Source organism: Kitasatospora sp. NPDC097691, from assembly GCF_040302665.1.
Classification (GTDB): domain Bacteria; phylum Actinomycetota; class Actinomycetes; order Streptomycetales; family Streptomycetaceae; genus Kitasatospora.
Window position 1 is genome coordinate 1 of record NZ_JBEORY010000029.1, and the last position, 18,396, is coordinate 18,396.

16 protein-coding genes, 1 tRNA gene and 1 pseudogene are annotated in these 18,396 nt (G+C 76.1%); 6 read left to right on the top strand and 12 right to left on the bottom strand.

What is annotated here, in order from left to right; genetic code table 11:
- Positions 1 to 102: 102 nt before the first annotated feature.
- A complete protein-coding gene (locus ABTY56_RS21000; RefSeq protein WP_350630459.1) occupies positions 103 to 1,638 on the bottom strand; it encodes an alkaline phosphatase family protein in 1,536 nt (511 codons plus the stop codon).
- A gap of 221 nt (positions 1,639 to 1,859) precedes the next feature.
- On the opposite strand from ABTY56_RS21000, the gene ABTY56_RS21005 reads away from it, so the two are divergent.
- Positions 1,860 to 2,624 (top strand): GntR family transcriptional regulator, encoded by a 765-nt coding sequence (locus tag ABTY56_RS21005; protein WP_350630460.1) that lies wholly within the window; start codon positions 1,860 to 1,862, stop codon positions 2,622 to 2,624.
- A 222-nt stretch (positions 2,625 to 2,846) separates the two neighbouring features.
- On the opposite strand, the gene ABTY56_RS21010 is transcribed toward ABTY56_RS21005, so the two are convergent.
- A tRNA-Glu gene (locus tag ABTY56_RS21010) sits at positions 2,847 to 2,918 on the bottom strand.
- A gap of 320 nt (positions 2,919 to 3,238) precedes the next feature.
- Here ABTY56_RS21010 and ABTY56_RS21015 point away from each other — a divergent pair.
- The gene (locus tag ABTY56_RS21015) at positions 3,239 to 4,237 is read left to right on the top strand and encodes an AraC family transcriptional regulator (protein ID WP_350630461.1); all 999 of its coding nucleotides are present in this window, start codon (positions 3,239 to 3,241) and stop codon (positions 4,235 to 4,237) included.
- A 246-nt stretch (positions 4,238 to 4,483) separates the two neighbouring features.
- Here the strand turns inward: ABTY56_RS21015 and ABTY56_RS21020 are convergent, their stop codons facing one another.
- From ABTY56_RS21020 to ABTY56_RS21040, 5 genes are all read right to left on the bottom strand, one after another.
- Complete coding sequence (locus ABTY56_RS21020) at positions 4,484 to 4,819, bottom strand: hypothetical protein (RefSeq protein WP_350630462.1); 336 nt, start codon at positions 4,817 to 4,819, stop codon at positions 4,484 to 4,486.
- Positions 4,820 to 5,101: 282 nt separating this feature from the next.
- Positions 5,102 to 6,073 carry a DUF4232 domain-containing protein gene (locus ABTY56_RS21025; RefSeq protein ID WP_350630463.1) on the bottom strand — a complete coding sequence of 324 codons (972 nt, stop codon included), beginning with the start codon at positions 6,071 to 6,073 and terminating at the stop codon, positions 5,102 to 5,104.
- 123 nt (positions 6,074 to 6,196) lie between these two features.
- Entirely contained in the window at positions 6,197 to 7,294 is a 1,098-nt protein-coding gene (locus ABTY56_RS21030; protein ID WP_350630464.1) for an alpha/beta fold hydrolase, read from the bottom strand.
- Positions 7,295 to 7,511: 217 nt separating this feature from the next.
- Entirely contained in the window at positions 7,512 to 7,736 is a 225-nt protein-coding gene (infA, locus tag ABTY56_RS21035; RefSeq protein WP_350630465.1) for a translation initiation factor IF-1, read from the bottom strand.
- A gap of 31 nt (positions 7,737 to 7,767) precedes the next feature.
- Complete coding sequence (locus ABTY56_RS21040; protein ID WP_350630466.1) at positions 7,768 to 8,580, bottom strand: GNAT family N-acetyltransferase; 813 nt, start codon at positions 8,578 to 8,580, stop codon at positions 7,768 to 7,770.
- A 485-nt stretch (positions 8,581 to 9,065) separates the two neighbouring features.
- Here ABTY56_RS21040 and ABTY56_RS21045 point away from each other — a divergent pair, with 485 nt between their 5' ends.
- Positions 9,066 to 9,353 carry a hypothetical protein gene (locus ABTY56_RS21045; protein WP_350630467.1) on the top strand — a complete coding sequence of 96 codons (288 nt, stop codon included), beginning with the start codon at positions 9,066 to 9,068 and terminating at the stop codon, positions 9,351 to 9,353.
- Between the two features lie 69 nt (positions 9,354 to 9,422).
- On the opposite strand, the gene ABTY56_RS21050 is transcribed toward ABTY56_RS21045, so the two are convergent.
- The 5 genes and pseudogenes from ABTY56_RS21050 to ABTY56_RS21070 form a co-directional block, all read right to left on the bottom strand.
- The gene (locus ABTY56_RS21050; protein WP_350630468.1) at positions 9,423 to 10,946 is read right to left on the bottom strand and encodes an SDR family oxidoreductase; all 1,524 of its coding nucleotides are present in this window, start codon (positions 10,944 to 10,946) and stop codon (positions 9,423 to 9,425) included.
- 42 nt (positions 10,947 to 10,988) lie between these two features.
- Positions 10,989 to 11,933 carry a MerR family transcriptional regulator gene (locus ABTY56_RS21055; protein WP_350630469.1) on the bottom strand — a complete coding sequence of 315 codons (945 nt, stop codon included), beginning with the start codon at positions 11,931 to 11,933 and terminating at the stop codon, positions 10,989 to 10,991.
- Between the two features lie 149 nt (positions 11,934 to 12,082).
- A pseudogene (sigK, locus tag ABTY56_RS21060) lies at positions 12,083 to 12,661 on the bottom strand (ECF RNA polymerase sigma factor SigK); the annotation flags it as partial.
- A 183-nt stretch (positions 12,662 to 12,844) separates the two neighbouring features.
- Entirely contained in the window at positions 12,845 to 14,107 is a 1,263-nt protein-coding gene (locus tag ABTY56_RS21065) for an NAD(P)/FAD-dependent oxidoreductase (protein WP_350630551.1), read from the bottom strand.
- 311 nt (positions 14,108 to 14,418) lie between these two features.
- Positions 14,419 to 15,516 (bottom strand): baeRF3 domain-containing protein, encoded by a 1,098-nt coding sequence (locus ABTY56_RS21070; RefSeq protein WP_350630470.1) that lies wholly within the window; start codon positions 15,514 to 15,516, stop codon positions 14,419 to 14,421.
- A 277-nt stretch (positions 15,517 to 15,793) separates the two neighbouring features.
- On the opposite strand from ABTY56_RS21070, the gene ABTY56_RS21075 reads away from it, so the two are divergent.
- The 3 genes from ABTY56_RS21075 (at position 15,794) to ABTY56_RS21085 (ending at position 18,253) form a co-directional block, all read left to right on the top strand.
- On the top strand, positions 15,794 to 16,261 hold the full coding sequence (locus tag ABTY56_RS21075; protein ID WP_350630471.1) for a MarR family winged helix-turn-helix transcriptional regulator: 468 nt from the start codon (positions 15,794 to 15,796) through the stop codon (positions 16,259 to 16,261).
- 278 nt (positions 16,262 to 16,539) lie between these two features.
- Positions 16,540 to 17,742, top strand: coding sequence for an MFS transporter (locus tag ABTY56_RS21080; protein WP_350630472.1), 1,203 nt, complete (start codon positions 16,540 to 16,542; stop codon positions 17,740 to 17,742).
- 61 nt (positions 17,743 to 17,803) lie between these two features.
- Positions 17,804 to 18,253: a GlcG/HbpS family heme-binding protein gene (locus ABTY56_RS21085; protein WP_350630473.1), complete on the top strand. Its 450-nt coding sequence runs from the start codon at positions 17,804 to 17,806 to the stop codon at positions 18,251 to 18,253.
- Positions 18,254 to 18,396: the final 143 nt, after the last annotated feature.

The window sequence follows — 18,396 nt, forward strand, 5'->3', positions numbered from 1 at the left end:
GCCCCGTCCTCCGCGAGCTGCCCGAGCGGATCTGGTACCCGGTCTGGGACGCGGGCGCCAAGCTCGACCACCCGGTGCGCCCCGCCCGTGGCCCGTACCGGGTCAGGAGGTGGTGAAGGTGACCTGGTCAACGGTCCAGAAGGCGCTGTTGGTGCCGGTGTAGCGGAACTGGAAGCGGGCGGTGGTGGCGCCGGCCGGGACGGTGACGGGCAGGTGCTCGACGGTGTTGAGGTCGCTGCGGTAGGACTTCACCGGCTGCGGGGCGCCGTTGTCGAAGACCACGTACACGTCGCCGGTCTGCGGGCCGTCGACCTTGTAGTCCGTCGCGAAGGAGAGCGTGCCGCGGCCCGATCCGGTCACCGGGTAGGCGGGGCTGACCAGGGTGGAGTCGAACTGGCCTGCGCCGTGGGCCTTGTCGTCCCACTCGTCGGAGTCGGCGACGGCGAAGACGTTGCGGGCACGCACGTTGGTCTCGCGGGACTGGGCGAGCTGGGTGGCGGTCCAGAACTCGTCGGTGGCGAAGGCCCAGCCGCGCCACTCGGTGACGCCGCCGCTGGGCATCCGGGAGTTGTCGATGCTCCAGCCGGCCGGCGGAGTGTGGGTCCAGCCCTTCACCGTGGCCGGGATGCCGCTCTCGTCGACGCGGGTCTGCAGGCTCGGGCGCAGCGCGTCGAAGGCGTCGGGGGTGATCTCGTCGACGGGCTTCCCGTCGAGCTGCCAGGCGGGGTCGATGGCGGCGCCCTCGTGCTTGAGGACGGTGGGGGCGATGTCGACCGGCTTGACGTCGTAGCGGTGCGAGCCGGGGGTGTGGCCGGCGCCGTCGGCGATGAGGAAGGTCTGGCGCTCGTTGGCGCTGTTGCCGCCGTGTCCGCCGGCGTCGGTGTGGCCGTGGTCGGTGGTGACGACGATCAGCCAGTCCTCGTCGCCGTACGTGGGGCGGGACTTGACGGCCTGGACGACCTGGCCGACGAGGGCGTCGACGGAGTGGATGGCGGCCAGGTAGTCGGCGCTGGCGCCGCCGTGGGCGTGGCCGGCCTCGTCGACCTCGTCGAAGTGCAGGAAGGTGGCGTCCGGGTTGCCGTGGGCGAGGTAGTCGGCGGCGTCGGAGGCGGTCTTGGGGTCGTTCTCGCTCTCCGGGATGCGCAGGTCGGCGCGGCCGTTGAAGACGTTGGCGGTGATGGGGTTCCAGGAGCCGATGACCAGGGTGGAGTCGGCGGGGTCGGCGGTCTCCAGGCGGGTGGCGAAGTCGGGGTACAGGTCGAAGCGGGCGCCGGTGAAGGCGTTGTCCTTGACCTGGTGCTTGTCGGGCCACACGCCGGTGGCGATGGTCGACCAGCCGGGGCCGGACAGGGTGGGCGCCAGCGGGTTGGCGTAGAGGTTGCCGGTGGCGGTCATGCCGGCGGCCATCAGGGCCTTGAGGTTGGGCGCGTCGGCGGTGAGCAGCTTGTCGTAGCGGGTGCCGTCGATGCCGATGACCAGGGTCTTGGCCTGCTTGGTGCCGTTCGGCAGGCCCTGGTAGGAGCCGGCCGTGGAGGCCGCGTCGGCAGCGGCGGCGGACAGCGGGACGAGCGCGGCGACGGTGGCGGCGACGGTCGCGGTGGCCAGGGCGGCGGTGCGGGTGGAGCGGGAGGTACGCAACGGGGTCTCCCAACCGGGCGGCGGATCGGTGCACTTGCACCGGCACCGAGGATGGGGCGGCCGGGCGAGGCGGGGCTCTCCCCGAATCCACGCTTGTATGAACAACCGCCGAAATTCAGACCAGACCGGTTATCGTTCCGTGACCTTCGGCGCGGGACCTCTCGCCCGGGACCTCTCGCCCGGGACTCGGCGGCCGCCGGACCGCTCGGTAGGCTTGCGCGGTGAACCACCCCACCCCCCGGGCCGGCGCCGAGCCCGCCCGCGCCGGCGTGCCCGAGCACGGCCGGGTGCCCAAGTACTACGTGGTCAAGGCCCGGCTCGAAGAGCTCATCGCCGAGCTGGGCCCGGGTGGCCGGCTGCCCACCGAGGCCGATCTGGCGCAGCGTCACGGCGTCGCCCGGGCCACGGTCCGTCAGGCCCTGCGCGAGCTGCTGCTGGAGGGCCGGCTGCGCCGCCAGGGCCGCGGCACGGTCGTCGCCGGGCCCAAGATCGAGCAGCCGCTCTCGCTGTCCAGCTACACCGAGGGCGTCACCCGCCAGGGCCTGCGTCCCGGCCGCACCCTCGTCGCCCTGGACCGCCTGCCCGCCGACCCCGCGCTGGCCGGGCGCCTGGACGTCGCCGAGGGCGAGCCGCTGTGGCACCTGGAGCGCGTGCTGCGCGCCGACGAGGAGCGCGTCGGACTGGAGTCCACCTACGTGCCCGTCGCCCGCGTCCCGGACCTGGCCCGGGACTTCGACCCCGAGGGCTCCTTCTACGGCTACCTGCGCGACCACGGCGTCCACCTCGGCGCCGCGGACGAGCGCATCGAGACCGTCCTGGCGAACCCGCGCGAGGCCCTGCTCATCGGCACCCCGCCCGCGCTGCCGATGCTCCTGCTCCACCGCCGCAGCCTCGACGCCGCCGGCCGCCCCCTGGAACAGGTCCGCACCCTCTACCGCGGCGACCGCTTCAGCTTCACCCTCGCCCTCGGCGCCCCGCCCGTCTGAGGGCCGCGGCCGGGGGCTTCACCGTCCGCATCGAGAGCGACCTCGACGGGATGCCCGTCCAGAGCGACCCGCCGCGCGGCCTGCGCCGCTCCTTCGCCACCGACCGGCCCACCCTGCCGACCGGCGACGAGGTCAAGAGCACGCTCGCCCTGCTGCCCGGAGGAATGCCCCGACCAAGCAGGCAGGGGCGGAAGTCGAAATCGACTTCCGCCCCTGCCTTTGTGGAGCGCCGGGCCCGAATCGAACGAACCCCTCCCGCTGAAAGCGGGCGTGCTACCGCTGCACCACCGACGCATGTCCCGGCAGGACCACGACCGCTTTCGCGATCTTGTCCTGCTGACGAGGAAGAAGTTACCAGCTCATGATCGGAAAAGGGAAACCGGCGTCCGGACGCCGCCCCGGCCGCCCACCCCCCGCACGCGTCGCACCGTCACCGTCCCCTTACGCTCGGGCGAGTCGCCACGGAGCCCGGTGCCGTCAGGCCGGGGGCCTCGCGGACGGGCCGGACGAAGGGCGCGCAGGAGGGAGCGGGGAGCGTGGGCGCGGGGACGGCGGGCACCGGGACGGCCGGCGCAGGGACGGCCGGCGCAGGGACGGGCGCAGGGACGGCGGGCGTGTTCCGGGACGAGGACGTGCCCGCGAAGGAGCGGTTCGACTGCTGGCGGGAGCTGATCGGGCGGACCCGGGACAGCGAGATGACCAGTGCGCACGCCGCCGACTTCCAGGCGGAGATGCGGCGCCTGGAACTGGGCCCGGTGACCCTCCTCAGGTCCTCGTTCCCGCCCGCGCGGTTCCGGCGCACCGCCGCCAGGGTGCGGCGGTCGGACCCGGAGGTCTACCACCTGACCCTGGTGCTCGACGGCGGCCTGTCGCTGGCCCGCGACGACCGCGGCCCGACGGCCGTGTTCGGCCCCGGCGAGCTGTACGCGCTCGACAGCTCGCAGCCGTACGACGTCCGGGGCCTCGGCGCGCGCACCGCCGACCGGGGGCCCCTGCGGGTCGAGGCGCTGGGCGTCGACTTCCCCGTCTCCGCGCTGCCGCTGCCACCCGACCGCGCCCGCGAACTGATGGGGCGCGGCTTCTCCCGGCGGGAGGGCACCCCCGCCCTGCTCGCCGACTTCCTCGTCGGCCTGGACCGCCAGGCCGCCCTCCTCGGACCCGCCGAGGCGCCCCGGCTGGGGACGGTCGTCGTCGACCTGGTGTCCGCCTGGCTCGCGCGGGAGCTGGAGGCCGAGGCGGCGCTGCCCGACGACGCCCGCCGGCGCGTCATCGTCGAGCAGGTGCGCGCCTTCGTCCGGCGCAACCTCCACGACCCCGGGCTGACGCCGTCCGTGATCGCCGCCGCGCACCACATCTCCGTCAGCTACCTCCACCGCGTCTTCACCCAGCACACGCAGGGCGAGACGGTCGCCGCGTGGATCCGCGCCCGGCGGCTGGAGAAGGCCCACCGCGACCTCGCGGACCCGGCGCTGCGCGCCCTGCCGGTGCACGCCGTCGCCGCCCGGTGCGGCATCCCCCGCCCCTCCGACCTCAGCCGCGCCTTCCGCGCCGCGTACGGGCTCTCCCCCAGCGAGCACCGGCACCGGGCGCTGTCCGAGCGCGCGGGCGGGTAGCCGCGGGAGCGGCGGGTCGACGCAGTACGGGGAACCGTCGACGCAGTACCGGGGAACTGTCGACGCAGCGCCAAGGAACCGTCGACGCAGCGCCAACGCGGCCGCGCCGCGCCCTGGCATCCTCCACGGGTGGACACCGGCGGCGCCGTGCCGCCGTCGGCCGCCTCGCGCGGGACCGCGACGGACCGTGGGCCCGGCACGCCACGGGGGAGCGTGCCGGGCCGCCGGCCGTGTCGCGGCGCGGGGTCAGACGTAACTGACCCAGCCCCGCAGGGCGGTGGTGTTCGGCGGGCAGTACACCCGCACGTTCTGGAAGGTCGTGTACGGGCCGGCCGTCCGCGTGGTGCTGTTCGAACAGCTCACGTTCACCCACCACTTGGTGGTGCCGGTCGCCGAGCAGGAAATGTTGAAGTACTGCTGGGTGCCGTCGCTGCCGAACGTGCCGGTGCTGCAGTTGACGCTCAGCACGGCCGCCGGCGCGGCGCTCTGCGCCTGGGCGGCCGGGGCCGCGACGCCCAGGGCCGCGGCGGCGGCCGCCGTCACGAGGAAGCCGGCGATCCTGCTCCTGGTCCGGGTGCTCACAGTGGGTCCGCCCTCGGGGTCGACATGGCTGGGGTGACGCGCCGTCGCGCCGGGCCGCCGACCGCGGGTCCCTCGGCGCTGCGGCGACTCCAGGGATCCGCCCGCCCCGCGCGCATATGACGGCGGGAAATGCACCGCACCGCCCGGGGGCAGCGCTCTTTCCCCCGCGCCCCCGCAGTCCTGGGGCACGACGGCGCCCCCGGGACGGACGGGGCACCCCCGCGGGCCCGGGAACGGCCGGAAACGACCGCCGCCCGGTGGCGGCGGCCGGGTGTCGCGGGGTCAGCCGGCCTGGGTCGGGGGCCTGGTGGCGGGGGGCTGGGCTCCGGGGTCCTCGCGGGCCCAGGCGCCGACGCCCAGGCGGCCGGTGGTGCCCAGGTCGAGTTCCGGGGTGACCATCACGGGGGCCGCGTCCGGGGTGGCGCGGACCCGGACGTAGGGGGCGTTCACCGGGGCGCCGTCCCCGGTGGTGTTGCGCCACACCAGGGTGGTGCGGGCGCCTTCGCCGGGGCGCAGCGCGATCTTCTGCGGCGGGTCGTCCGCGCCGGTGCCGGTGGCGATCCCGGCGCCGCCGGACAGCAGCCGCACCCCGTCGACGGGCCGGTGCTGCGGGTCGAGCAGCTGCAGCGTGGGGTAGCCGTCGAGGTCCACCGTGGCGGTGCCGCAGTTGCGCAGGTGCAGGCCGACCGCGCGCAGGCCCATCGCGGCGTCGCCCTCGTCCGCGTACAGCCGCAGGCCGGAGGGCGGGCAGGGGCCGCCGGGCTGCGGGGCCTCGGCGCTGGGCACGCTGCGGACCTTGACGATCTCCACCCGGGGTGTGGTGCCGGGCCGGGCCGGGGTGGGCCCGGTGAGGTCGAGCCGCCCAGTCGTGGTGGCTCCCGGGGCGAGTGCCGTGACGGTCCGCGTCACGTTCTCCGGTGCGCCGCCCCCGGTCCCCGGGGAGCGGCTGAACACCACGGTGACGTCGTACGGTTCGGTGCCGGGGTTGGTCACCTCGTACTGGGCGCAGGCCGGGCCGACGGCGGTGATCCGCACCCCGTCCCGGGCGAGCCCGGAGGGGACCGGGGCGCCGCCGGTGGGCGACGGCTGCGTCGCACCGCAGGGCCCGGCGCTGCCGGATGCCGTCGGTGCGCCGGCTCCGGTCGGGTGGGAGCCGCAGCCGGTGAGCAGGGCGGCGGCGACCGCGGCGAGGGTGACGGCCGCGGCGGGCCGACGGGCCGTCAGCGAGGTGGCGGGCTTCTCGAACTGGCGCATCGGCCGAGTCGATCACGCTTCGCCCTCGAACGGCTGTGAGCCGGGCCACTCCCCGTGCAACAGGTCGGCAATGACCGCCGCCGGATCCCCGGAGCCTGGCGGGGGGAGCCGGCGGCGGGGCCGTCAGAGCCGGTCGGCGTCGAGGACGGCCCGGGCGAAGTCGGCGGGCGCCTCCTGGGGCAGGTTGTGGCCGACGTCGGCGAGGGTGCGGTGGAGGTAGGGGCCGGTGAAGTACTGCCGGTAGCCGGAGCCGTCGCCGGGGGCGGTGAAGGGGTCGCGCCCGGCGTCGAGGGTGACGGTGGGGACGGCGATGCGGGGCCGCGCGGCGAGCCGCTGCTCCAGCCGGTCGTAGCGGCGCTCGCCGTCGGCCAGGCCCAGGCGCCAGCGGTAGTTGTGGATGACGATCGCCGCGTAGTCGGGGTTGTCGAAGGCGGCGGCGGTGCGCTCGAAGACGGCGTCGTCGAAGGCCCAGGTCGGGGAGACGGTCTCCCACACCAGGCGGCACAGGTCGCGCCGCTTGTCCCGGTCCTCCATGGCCAGGCGCCCGCGCTCGGTGGCGAAGTAGAACTGGTACCACCAGGTGTGCTCGGCGGCGGCCGCCAGCGGCTCCTTCTGCTTCTCGACGTCGGTGACGAGGTACCCGCCGACCGACACCAGCGCCTTGACCCGCTCGGGCCACAGCGCGGCGATGATGTCGGCGGTGCGCGAGCCCCAGTCGAAGCCGGCCAGCACGGCCCGGCCGATCCCCAGCGCGTCCATCAGGGCGACGACGTCCGTCGCGACCGCCGCCTGCTGCGCGTTGCGCGGCGTGCGGGCGGACAGGAAGCGCGTCGATCCGTGCCCGCGCAGGTAGGGGACGATGACGCGGTAGCCCTGCGCGGCGAGCAGCGGGGCGACGTCGACGTAGCTGTGGATGTCGTACGGCCAGCCGTGCAGGCAGACGACCACCGGGCCGTCGGCCGGGCCGTCCTCGGCGTAGCCGACGTCCAGCATCCCGGCGCGGACCTGCACCAGTCGGGTGAACCCGGTCCGCCCGGCGGGGGCGGTAGGGCCGGGGGCGGCGTCCGGCCCGGCCTGCGGCGCGGGGCCGGTGGGGCCGGTGGCGGCGGCGGGGGCGGGGGCGGGGGCGGCCTCCGCGGCCGCCGGAAGGGCGGCCAGGGACAGCGCGCTCGCGCCCGCCCCGAGCCCGACGGCCTTGGTGAAGGTGCGCCTGTCGATCATGCTCGTTCCTCCGTCGTGCGGCTCGCGTCAGCCGACCCCGCGGACCGGCGGCCGGCACCACCCACTGTGGCCCGGCTCGGCGATCACGCACATCGGTCACCTGACGCTCGGTCACCGCGCGGGTGACGGACGGATGACTGCACCGCCCCGGGGCGCCTCGGACCGCGCCGAGGGCCCCGGGAGGGCGCGGGGGCCGGCCCGCACGCCGGCGCGGCGGCTATGACCGGTAGCGGTAGCGGATCCGGCCGCGGGTGAGGTCGTAGGGGCTGAGCTCCACCAGGACCCGGTCGTGCGGGAGGATCTTGATGTGGTTCTTGCGGACCTTGCCGCTGATGTGGGCGAGCACGACGTGCCCGTTGGGGAGTTCCACCTTGAAGGTGGCATTGCGCAGGCACTCGGTGACGGTGCCTTCGACTTCGATGCCGTCCGATGTCTTGGTCATGTCTCTCACCTCTCCGTTCGGTGGTGGGGCGTCAGTGGCGTACGAGTTCGAGGGTGGCGCCCGCGCGGCGGGCGCCGATGCCCTCGACGAGGGCGGTGGCGGCCGTGTTGGACTCCGCCACGTCGGCCCAGGCGGCGGTGGTGCCGGCGCGGTGCATCGACTCCAGCGCGTGGGCCAGCAGGGCCCGGGCGATGCCGCGGCGCCGGTGGTCGGCGCGCACGGCGAGCAGCCCGATCCGCGGCCGGCGCACCGGGGCCACCCGCAGCAGCCCGACGTAGTCGTCGCCCTGGCGGGCCACCGCGTACCGGGCGGGGTCGAGCACGGTGGTGCCCGCCGGACAGGGCAGCACCTGGGCCGGCATCGCCGGCCAGCCGATGCCGGCCTCGACCTCCGCGTGGATGACGCGGTCCAGGGCGCGCAGCGGGCCCTCCTCGGCCTCGCCGACGGGCACGATCGTCACGCCCGCCGGGGGCCGGACCGGGCCGAGCCCGGTGGCCTGCGGGTCGGTGGGCAGGAGGTAGCCGCGCTCACGGCGTACGGCCGTGAAGCCGGCCCGCTGCCAGGCGGCCGTGGTGTCGTGGTCGGCCTCGTCGGTGACGGTGTGCAGCGGTTCCGGCAGGTCGGCCGCCATCGCGGCGACGAGGCGGTCGAAGACCGTGCCGTGCCAGGCGTCGGCGCTGACGAACAGCCGCCCGTCGGGCCGGCGCGAGGCGTCGCCGGAGCCGACCACGCGGTCGTCCTGCACGGCGTGCCACTCGGTGTCCGAGATCCGGGTGACCGCGACCGTGCGGTCGTCGGTGCCCGGGGCGGAATACGGGGATTGCGGGGAATGCGAAGCGTTCATGGTGTTGCCTCTCGGGAGTGCCTGGTTTGTGGCGCTCCCGGGCGACACCTGCGTCAATCGCCCGCCGTGGCGGAAAGGAGGAGCACCCACACGGATACGGCCTTCATGGGTGTCACACCTCCTTGCGTTCTCTACACGGCTGCGCAGACGCTAGCAGGCGCCGGCGCGCCCGGCCAACCGATTTACCGGCCGGGCCGGTTGACAGGGCGGGCCGGTTGACGGCGGGTCGGCGACGGCCGGTCGGGGCCGGAGCCGCCACCGCGCCGCCGCCGTCCCGCAGTCTGAGACGACCCGTCCCATCCCGGCGGCTTTCTGCCAGCATGCGGGGCATGCAGCAGCAGCTGATTACCAGCGGCCGCGTGCCGGCACCGCGCCGGGAGGAGTGACCCTCCCCGGCCCACCGCCCGCACGCAGACCTCTCGCACTCCGCGAGGGGTCTTTCTGTTTCCGGCCCGCCAGTCCCACCCACCGACAGGACCGTCGCCATGGAACACACCCGGCTCACCGTCACCCTGCGCCCCACCACCGGGACGCTCGCCCGGCTCGCCTCCACCCTCAACAACCACCGGGTCCTGGACCTCGCCTTCAGCGCCGCGGCGCCGTCCTCGGCGCGGGCCGTCGTCCGCGTCCCGCGGCCCGAGGCCGTGCGCGTCCAGCAGAAGCTGCGCCGGATGGTCGACGTGCTCGACGTCGCCCTGGAGCCGTCCTGCCCCGACGACGGCACGGCCCCGCAGGCCCCCTCCCCCGGGCCCGCCGGGGCGGCCGCCGGGTGACCACGGCCACCGGGCGGGCGGCGGCGCGGGCGCGGCCCGGGTCAGGCAGGGCGGCGGGCGCGGCCCGGGTCAGGCGGGGCGGCGGGCGCGGTCGGTGATGTTGCGGGCCATGGCGCCGAAGACCAGGCCGTGGAAGGGCGCCATCGACCACCAGTAGGCGTGGCCGGCCAGACCGTGCGGGTGGAACAGGGCGCGCTGGCGGTAGAGCGTGCCGCCGTCCCGGCCGGGGGCGACCCGCAGTTCGAGCCAGGCCAGGCCGGGCAGGCGCATCTCGGCGCGCAGGCGCAGCAGGCGGCCGGGCTCGATCTCCTCCACCCGCCAGAAGTCGAGGGCGTCGCCGACCCGCAGGCGGTGGCGGTCGCGGCGGCCGCGGCGCAGGCCGACACCGCCGGCCAGGCGGTCGAGGGTGCCGCGCAGGGACCAGGCCAGGGGCAGGGAGTACCAGCCGTTGTCGCCGCCGATGCCCTCGACCACCCGCCACACGGCCGCGGGTTCGGCGTCCACGCGTCGTTCGCGCAGGTCCTGGTAGAGGCTGCCGCCGGCCCAGTCGGGGTCGGTGGGCAGCGGGTCGCTGGGGGCGCCGGGCAGTGAGGCGGAGGACCAGCGGGTGGTGACCTGCGCGTCGCGGATGCGGTGCAGGGCGAGTTCGACGGCGCGGTCGAAGCCGGTGAGGCCGGCGGGCGGGTCGGGGATCCAGCGGGCGATGTCGTGCTCGCGGCAGACCACCTCGTGGCGCAGCGACTCCACCAGCGGGCGGGCGAGCGGGCCGGGCACGGGGGTGACCAGGCCGACCCAGAGGCTGGACAGGGCCGGGGACAGGACGGGCACGGGCACGATCAGCCGCCGGGGCAGGTCGGCCGCCCGGGCGTAGCGGCGCATCATCAGGCGGTACGTGAGCACGTCGGGTCCGCCGATGTCGAAGGGCCGGTCGGCTTCGGGCGGCAGGGCCGCGGCGCCGACCAGGTAGGCCAGCACGTCGCGGACGGCGACGGGCTGGATGCGGGTGTCGACCCAGCGGGGGGTGACCATGACGGGCAGGCGCTCGGTGAGGTAGCGGAGCATCTCGAAGGAGGCGGAGCCGGAGCCGATGATCACCGCGGCCCGCAGTTCGGCGGTGGGCACGCCGGTGGAGCGCAGGAGGCGGCCGACCTCGGCGCGCGAGCGCAGGTGCGGGGAGAGTGCGGCCTCGGGGACGCCGGCGGGCAGCAGGCCGCTGAGGTAGACGATCCGGGTGACGCCGGCCGAGGCGGCGGCCCGGGCGAAGGCGCGGGCGGCGCGCCGGTCGGTGTCCTCGAAGTCGGCGCCGGTGCCGAGCGAGTGGACCAGGTAGTAGGCGATGTCGACGCCGTCGAGGGCGCCGTCCAGGGTGTCGGGCCGGGTGACGTCGCCGGCGGCGGCCTCCACCTCGGCGCGCCAGGGCTGGTCGCGCAGGCGCCCGGGGTCGCGGGCCAGGCAGCGCACCCGGTACCCGGCGGCCAGGAGTTCGGGCACCAGGCGTCCGCCGATGTAGCCGGTGGCTCCGGTGACCAGGCAGCGCAGCCCGGTCGGGGTCGGCTCGTCCAGCGTCCGGTCGTCCACCGTCGGCTCGTTCACCGTCGGCTCCTTTCCTCGGTCCTCCCGTGCGGCTTCGCGCCGTCAGCGCAGCAGTCGTTCCAACTGGTCGAGGGCGCCGGCCAGGTCACGGGGCCTCAGGGTGCCCGGGGGCCGGCGGGGGCCGGCCCAGCCGGGGCCGGCGGCCAGGACGACGGGCCCGGTGCGCGCGCCGTGCGGGCCCCAGGTGGTGCGGGCGACGCGCTGGGCCAGTGCCCGGTCGGCGGTGCGGGCGACCTGGGACCAGAGCAGGACGGCGGGCGGGCCGGTGCGGTGCACGGCCTCCATGAGTGCCTCGGTGGGCAGGGCGGGGCCGAACATGAGGAACGGCAGGCCGCGTTCGGCCAGTCCCGCGGCGACCGCCTCCAGGGGCAGGGAGTGCAGTTCGGTGGGCATGCCGGCGAGCAGTGCGGCCGGGCCCGGCGGCTGTTCCACCCGCTCGGCCGCCCGGCGCAGGGCCGCGGCGACGTGCCAGGACAGCAGGTGTTCGACGTCGACGCAGCGTTCGCCCTCGACGGCCCACTTGCGCCCGGCCGCCCGCAGGGCCGGGGTCATGACCTCGGTCCAGGCGGTGACCGCGCCGAGGTCGTCGATGCTGCGGCGCAGGATGCGGGCCATCTCGGGGGCGTCGAGGCGGACGGCGGCGCGGGCCAGTCCCCGGCACTCGGGGCGGACGGTGCCCAGCGGCAGGGTGTTGCCGCCGGGGGCGGGCACGGTCCGGGACGGGCCGGGCGGCAGGGTCCGGGCCCCGGACAGGGCGAGGCGGGCGGCTTCGGCGGGGGCGGTGCCGCGGGCGGTGAGGCGGCACATCTCCTCCAGCACGGCCACGTCCTGCGGCTCCCACCGGCGGTGCCGTCCGGGGTCGCGGCGGGCGGGGCCGATGCCGTAACGGCTCTCCCAGGAACGGATGGTGGTGGGCGAGACGCCGAGGCGGCGGGCGAGGGCCCCGGTGGTCAGTGCGGCGGCGGCCTCGGCGGCGGGGGCGGTCACGGCGGTGAGCCTACGGCGGGGCGCGGCGCGGCGCCGGGCGGACGCGCGTGCCGACGGGGCGGGGCCTCGCGGGGTTCGCGGTGCCTGGGGTGCTCGGGGGGCGCGGGGGGCGCGGGGGGCGCGGGGGGCGCTGGGTGCGCGGGCGCCTCGCCGAGGTGGGCGCGCAGCTGCCGCAGGGCGTCGCGGATGCGGGTCTTGACGGTGCCCAGGGGTGCCCCGATCCGGGCGGCGGCCTGGGCCTGGGTGCAGCCGCCGAAGTAGACCAGGAGCAGGCACTCGCGCTGGACGTCGCTCAGTGCGGCCAGGGCGCGCCGCACGCGGTCGCGCTCCAGACTGCCCTCGACGCGGTCGGCGACCTCGTCGAAGTCCGGGGTGTAGTCGCGCAGGGCGGCGGCGCGGTCGCGGTCGGCGGCGGCCCGGGCGGAGCGGACGCGGTCGACGGCCCGCCGGTGGGCCAGGGTGAGCATCCAGGGCAGGACCTCGCCGCGCTCGGGGCGGTAGCGCGGCGCCTCCCGCCAGACCTGCCAGAACACCTCCTGGGCCACCTCCTCGGCCTGGGCGCGGTCCCGCAGCACCCGCAGCACCAGCGCGAGGACGGCCCCGGCGGTGGCCCCGTAGAGGTCCTCGAAGGCCCGCTCGTCGCCGCGGGCGGTCCGCGCCATCAGCCCGCGCAGCCCGGCCCGCCCGTCAGCGGACACCCCGGCGCCGGGTGCCTCGGGGGTTGGCACCCCGGCGCCGGGTGTTTCGGGGGCGGGCGCCTCCGGGGCGGGCCCGCCGGACGGCCGCTGGATCGTCGCCTGCACACTCCGACCGTCGCGCAGCACCGGCCCGAACGGGTACTCGCAGCGCTTTCGCAGCGTTTCTGCTTTCGCAGCGTTTCCGCCCGAGGCGGGCCCGGGGCGGGGCAGGTGTCAGGGGGCGGCCGCGCCGAGCAGGGCGTGGGCGGCGGTGAGGCCGGAGTGGCAGCCGTCCTCGTGGGAGCCCCAGCCGTGGTGGGCCCCGGCGAAGGCGGTGCGGCCGGTGGTGAGCCGGGGCAGGAGGCGCTGGGCGGCGACGCTCTCGGCGGTGTGGACGGGGTGCTCGTGGACGGTGCGGGAGATCACCAGGTGCTCGGGGACGGGGTCGTGGGGCGGCTCGTTGCGGGTGAGCAGGTAGTCCTCGCCGGTGTCCAGGTGCAGCAGTCGGTTGAGGTGGTGGCTGATCCGTGCGGCGCCGGCCGGGGCGGTGCAGTGCGGCATGCGGTAGTTCCAGGAGCCGCGGGCCCAGCGGGCGTGGGGCAGGACGGAGGCGTCGTGGTGCAGGACGGTGGGGGTACGGGTGTGCCGGAAGGCCGCGAGGACCTCGCGTTCGGCGCGGGTGGGGTCGGCGAGCAGGCGCAGGGCCTGGTCGGGGTGGGTGGCGATGACGACGGCGTCGGCCTCGGCGCGGCGGCCGTCGCCGGTGGTGAGGGTGATGCCGTCGAGGTGGCGGTGGACGGCCCGGACGGGGGTGTGGCGGTGGACGGCGGTGAGGCGTTCGGCGATCCGCCGCACGTAGGTGGCGGAGCCGCCGGTGACGGTGCGCCGGGGCGGCGGGCCGTCGTCCGAGAGCAGGCCGTGGTGGTCCAGGAAGGCGAACAGGTGGCGGGCCGGGTGGTCGCCGGACGGCTCGGGGGCGCAGGGCGGGGCCGCGGCGGCGAGGGGGATCAGGTAGTGGTGGAGGAAGTAGCCGGAGAAGCACTCGTCCAGGAGGAAGTCGCGCAGGGTGGGGTCACCGGCGCCGGGGTCGGCGAGCAGCCGGCGGGCGCGGTCCTGGAAGCGCGGGATGTCGGCGATCAGGCGCAGGTAGCGGTGGCGCAGCGCGGGGTCGGGTAGGGCGAGGAGTGCGGCCGGGCCGTCGGCGCCGGCGTATTCGAGGCCGCAGCCCTCGCAGTGCACGGAGATGCTCGTGTCGGTGTCCCGGGTGGGGACGCCGAGGTCGCGCAGGAGCCGGGCCAGGTGCGGGGAGGTGTGCGCGTCGTGGACCAGGAAGCCGGTGTCCAGGGCGAGTTCGCGGCCGTCGGGGGCGGTGACGCGCTGGGTGTGGGCGTGGCCGCCGAGCCGGGTGTCGGCTTCGAAGAGTTCGACCTCGGCGCCGGCGCGCCGCAGTTCCCAGGCCGCGGTGAGGCCGGCCACGCCCGCGCCGACGACGGCGATGCGGCGGCGTCCGGGGGTGCGCGGGGTGTGCGGGGTGCGCCGGGCGGCGGGTGGTGTGGTCGTGGGTGTGGTCAACGGGGTCCCTTCCGGTCGGCCCGGTGCGGTGCGACGTGCGGTGCGGCGGTGCGGGTCGTACCTGCGTACGGCGTGTACGGCGTTTACGGCCCGGCTGGGCGGCGCCCGTGGGGGCCGCGTCCGTTGTTCGGAGCGGACGGGACGGCGGATTGGCCGGTCGCGGGACGGGAGGTGACGGGACGGGAGGTGACGGGGCGTCGGCCGTGCGGACGCGCCGCGGCCGCCCGCCGGAACGGTCAGTAGCGCAGGGCGGCGGCGATCCGGCCGCTGTCGGCGAGGGTGTCGTCGGGGACGAAGGAGACCGTGCCGCCGGTGTCGAGGGTGCGCTCGATGACCTCGTCGACGATGTCCTCGCGGGCGCCGTGCCCGTCGGCCTCGGCGGGGACGAGGTGCGCGCCGCCGTCGCGGACGGTGGCGCGGTAGTTCTCCTCGACCACCAGCCGCTCGACCCGGCCCTCGCCGGCGGCCTGCCAGACCTCGTCCAGGCCGGCGGCGAACCCCTTGCCGCCGCGGGCCTTGTCGAGCAGGGCGAGGGCGTCGGTGACCTCCTGCTCGGCCCGGGCGCGCACGGCGGGCCCGACGACGCGGCGTACGGTCTCGGCGTCGGCCTGGGCGAGGCCGCCGTGCGGGATCTGGGCGGCGGCCTGCTGGGCGATCGGGCCGACGGCGTCCAGCAGGGCGAGCGCGGCGGCCTCGCCGACCACGTACAGCGGGCGGGGGTCGGCGGCGAGCACCTTGCCGATCCCGGCGTCGGCCTGCCGCAGGAAGGTCTTGGTCTCCTCGTCGCGGAAGGTGCTGGGCGTGTCGCCGATCTGCTCCTGCCGCTCGGGGTCGGGGTTGTCGTGGAGGCGCACCAGTGGGAAGCCGTTGCCGGTCTCCTCGGTGACCCGCTCCTCGGTGCCGCCCCACAGCGCCACCCGGTCGGCGGCGATCGCGACCACCCAGTGGGGGCGTTCGGCGGCGTGCGCGGCGACCAGGTTGCGGGTGAGGAAGGTGTCGGACAGGACCACCCGGGCGGGGGCGCTGCGCCCGAGCGACCAGACCCGGTGCTCGCCGGGCGCGGCGAGGATGGCCAGGCCTTCCTCGGCGTGCACCAGGTCGACCTCGGCCAGGGCCCGGTCGAGCTGCTCCAGGACGTCGATCCGCTCGGCGCGGGAGACCCGGGGGTCGGCCTGGACCTTCTCCCGCGCCTCGGCCAGCAGGTTGCGCAGCCGGACCGGGTCCTGCGTCTTGTCCGGTTCCCGGCGGTGGGTGGGCATCACGATCGACACCGCCGGATAGGGCCGGGGCCGGCGCAGCTCGGCGAGGACGGCGGGGCTGAGGGCGGGGTGCATGGAGACCCTTTCCGAAGGCGGTTCGGCCTTCTGTGCGTGCTTCCGCGCGTGGCCGCGCGAAGCCTGGCGCTGCTCCCGAATGTCCATCAATGTACCGATGTGCGGCTTTCCCGGCGCGCGCGCCGGTGTGCGCCCACCGGTGTGCGGCGGCCGGCCGGAACCGCCGCGCGGGGCCACCCTCCCAATTGGTTGCACAAGCGCTATATACGCTCTGGCCGATATTTTTGTTCATGGCTTATCCTGGTACCGCAACCCTTCCGGAAGGAGGCCGGGCCCCATGACCGCCACGGACCCCGCGCTCACCGCCCTCGCCAGCGGCTGGGGCGCACTGTCCCTCCTGCACGGCAGGATCGAGGCGCACATCGAGCGCGCCCTGCAGTCCGGGCACGACCTGAGCGTGCGGGAGTACTCGCTGCTCGACGTGCTCAGCCGTCAGCACGACGGCGAGGGCGGGCACCTGCAGATGAAGCAGGTCGCCGACGCCGTCGTGCTCAGCCAGAGCGCCACGACCCGCCTGGTCACCCGACTGGAGGACCGCGGCCTGCTGTCGCGCTACCTGTGCCCGACCGACCGCCGCGGGATCTACACCAATGTGAGCGAGGACGGCCTGAGGCTCCTGGAGGAGGCCCGGCCGACCAACGACGCCGCCCTGCGCGAGGCGCTCGACGAGGCCGCCAGGAACCCCGAGCTGGCCTCGCTGGTCCGGGCGGTCGAGGCCGTGGACGCCGCCTCGCCCCGCCGCTGACCCCGGGCGGGGCCTCGCCGGCCGCCCCGCCCCCGCTCCCCCATCGGGCCCGACCCGTCCCCGCCGCCTCGCGGCACGGACGGATCGGGCCCGTTCGCATTCCCCCGCCCCGCACACCCGCCCGCCACACCCGACGGGCGCACCCGTCGGCGCACCAGCCGGGACACCCGCCGACTCCCTGGCGCATGCCCGATACCTTCGTTTGCACTTATCGCGCGTCTGCAACTATTGTTAAAGCTCGCTAGGCGCCCGTTCAAGCAATCTCAGAAGGGACGGCCATGCCCCTCGCTCTCCTCGCCCTGGCCATCGGCGCGTTCGGGATCGGGACCACCGAGTTCGTGATCATGGGCCTGCTGCCCCGGATCGCCGACGACTACGGCGTGTCCATCCCCCACGCGGGCCTGCTGGTCACCGGCTACGCCCTCGGCGTCCTCGTCGGCGCACCGCTGATGACCGCCCTCGGCACCCGGATCAGCCGCAAGACGATGCTGATGCTGCTGATGGGCCTGTTCACGGTCGGCAACCTGCTCTCCGCGTTCGCCCCGACCTTCCCGCTGATGCTGGCCGGGCGCATCGTCACCTCGCTGGCCCACGGCGCCTTCTTCGGCATCGGCTCCGTCGTCGCCGCCGACCTGGTCGCCCCCGAGAGGAAGGCCGGCGCCATCGCCACCATGTTCACCGGCCTGACCGTCGCCAACGTCGTCGGCGTGCCGCTGGGCACCTTCATCGGCCAGGCCGTCGGCTGGCGCACCACCTTCGGCATCGTCGCCGCGCTCGGCGTGGCCGGCCTGCTCGGCATCGCCCGGCTGGTGCCCGCCCTGCCGCGCCCCGAGGGCGCCCACCTGCGCCGCGAGCTGACCGCCTTCCGCAACCCGCAGGTGCTGCTCGCGATGGCGATGACCGTGCTCGGCTTCGGCGGGGTCTTCGCCGCGATCACCTACATCGCCCCGATGATGACCAACGTCGCCGGCTACTCCGACGGCGCGGTCACCTGGCTGCTGGTGCTGTTCGGCGTCGGCATGTTCCTCGGCAACCTGCTCGGCGGCAGGTTCGCCGACCGCAGGCTGATGCCGCTGCTCTACACCACCCTCGGCGGTCTGGCGGCCGTGCTGGCGCTGTTCACCCTCACCGCGCACAACCGGATCCTCGCCGCCGTCACCGTCCTGCTCGTCGGCGCCCTCGGCTTCGCCACCGTCCCCCCGCTGCAGAAGCGGGTGCTGGACCAGGCCCACGGCGCGCCCACCCTGGCCTCGGCCGTCAACATCGGGGCGTTCAACCTCGGCAACGCGCTGGCCGCCTGGCTCGGCGGGATCGTCATCTCCGCCGGCCTCGGCTACACCGCCCCGAACTGGGTCGGCGCCGCCCTCGCCGCCGCCGCGCTCGTCCTCGCCCTGTGGTCCGCCGCCCTGGAGCGCCGCACCCCCGCCCCGCAGGCCCCGGCCGCCGCCACCGCTGCCGCCCCCGTTCCCGCCCACCACTGACCGCCCCTCCCCCATCACCCCTTCGCCCCTTCGCCCCTTCGCCCCCGGAGAACGCACCACCATGAGCACCGCCACGAGCACCGCCACCACGAGCACCGCCACCGCCGTCGCCCCGCTGACCGTCACCGACGCCGAGACCCTCGTCGCCGCCGCCCGCACCGCCGCCGACGCGGCCGGGGTCGCGGTCGGCATCACCGTCCTGGACGCGGGCGGGCACCTGCTCGCCTTCCGCCGCGACGACCGCGCCGTGCTGATCGCCGGCGAGACCAGCACCCGCAAGGCCTACACGGCCCTCCAGCTGGGCGCCCCCACCGCCGACCTGGTCGACCTGGTCAAGCCCGACGGCCCGTTCCACTCCCTGTCCACCGCGCTGGACCGCCCTCTGCTGTTCATCGCCGGCGGCATCCCCGTCCACCGCGACGGTCGCCTGATCGGCGCCATCGGCGTCGGCGGCGGCGCCCCCGAGCAGGACCACTCCTTCGCCGCCGCCGCGCTGGCCGAACTCGGCTGAGCGGCCCGCACCCCGGGGCGGGGCAGCCCGCGCGGACGGCCCGCCTCGCCCGTACCGGGCAATTTCCGCCGCGTCCCGCGGCCGGTCGCACGCGGGCGGCCCCCGGATGTGGCAGGCAGGAGGACGGCGGCCCCGCCCCCGGT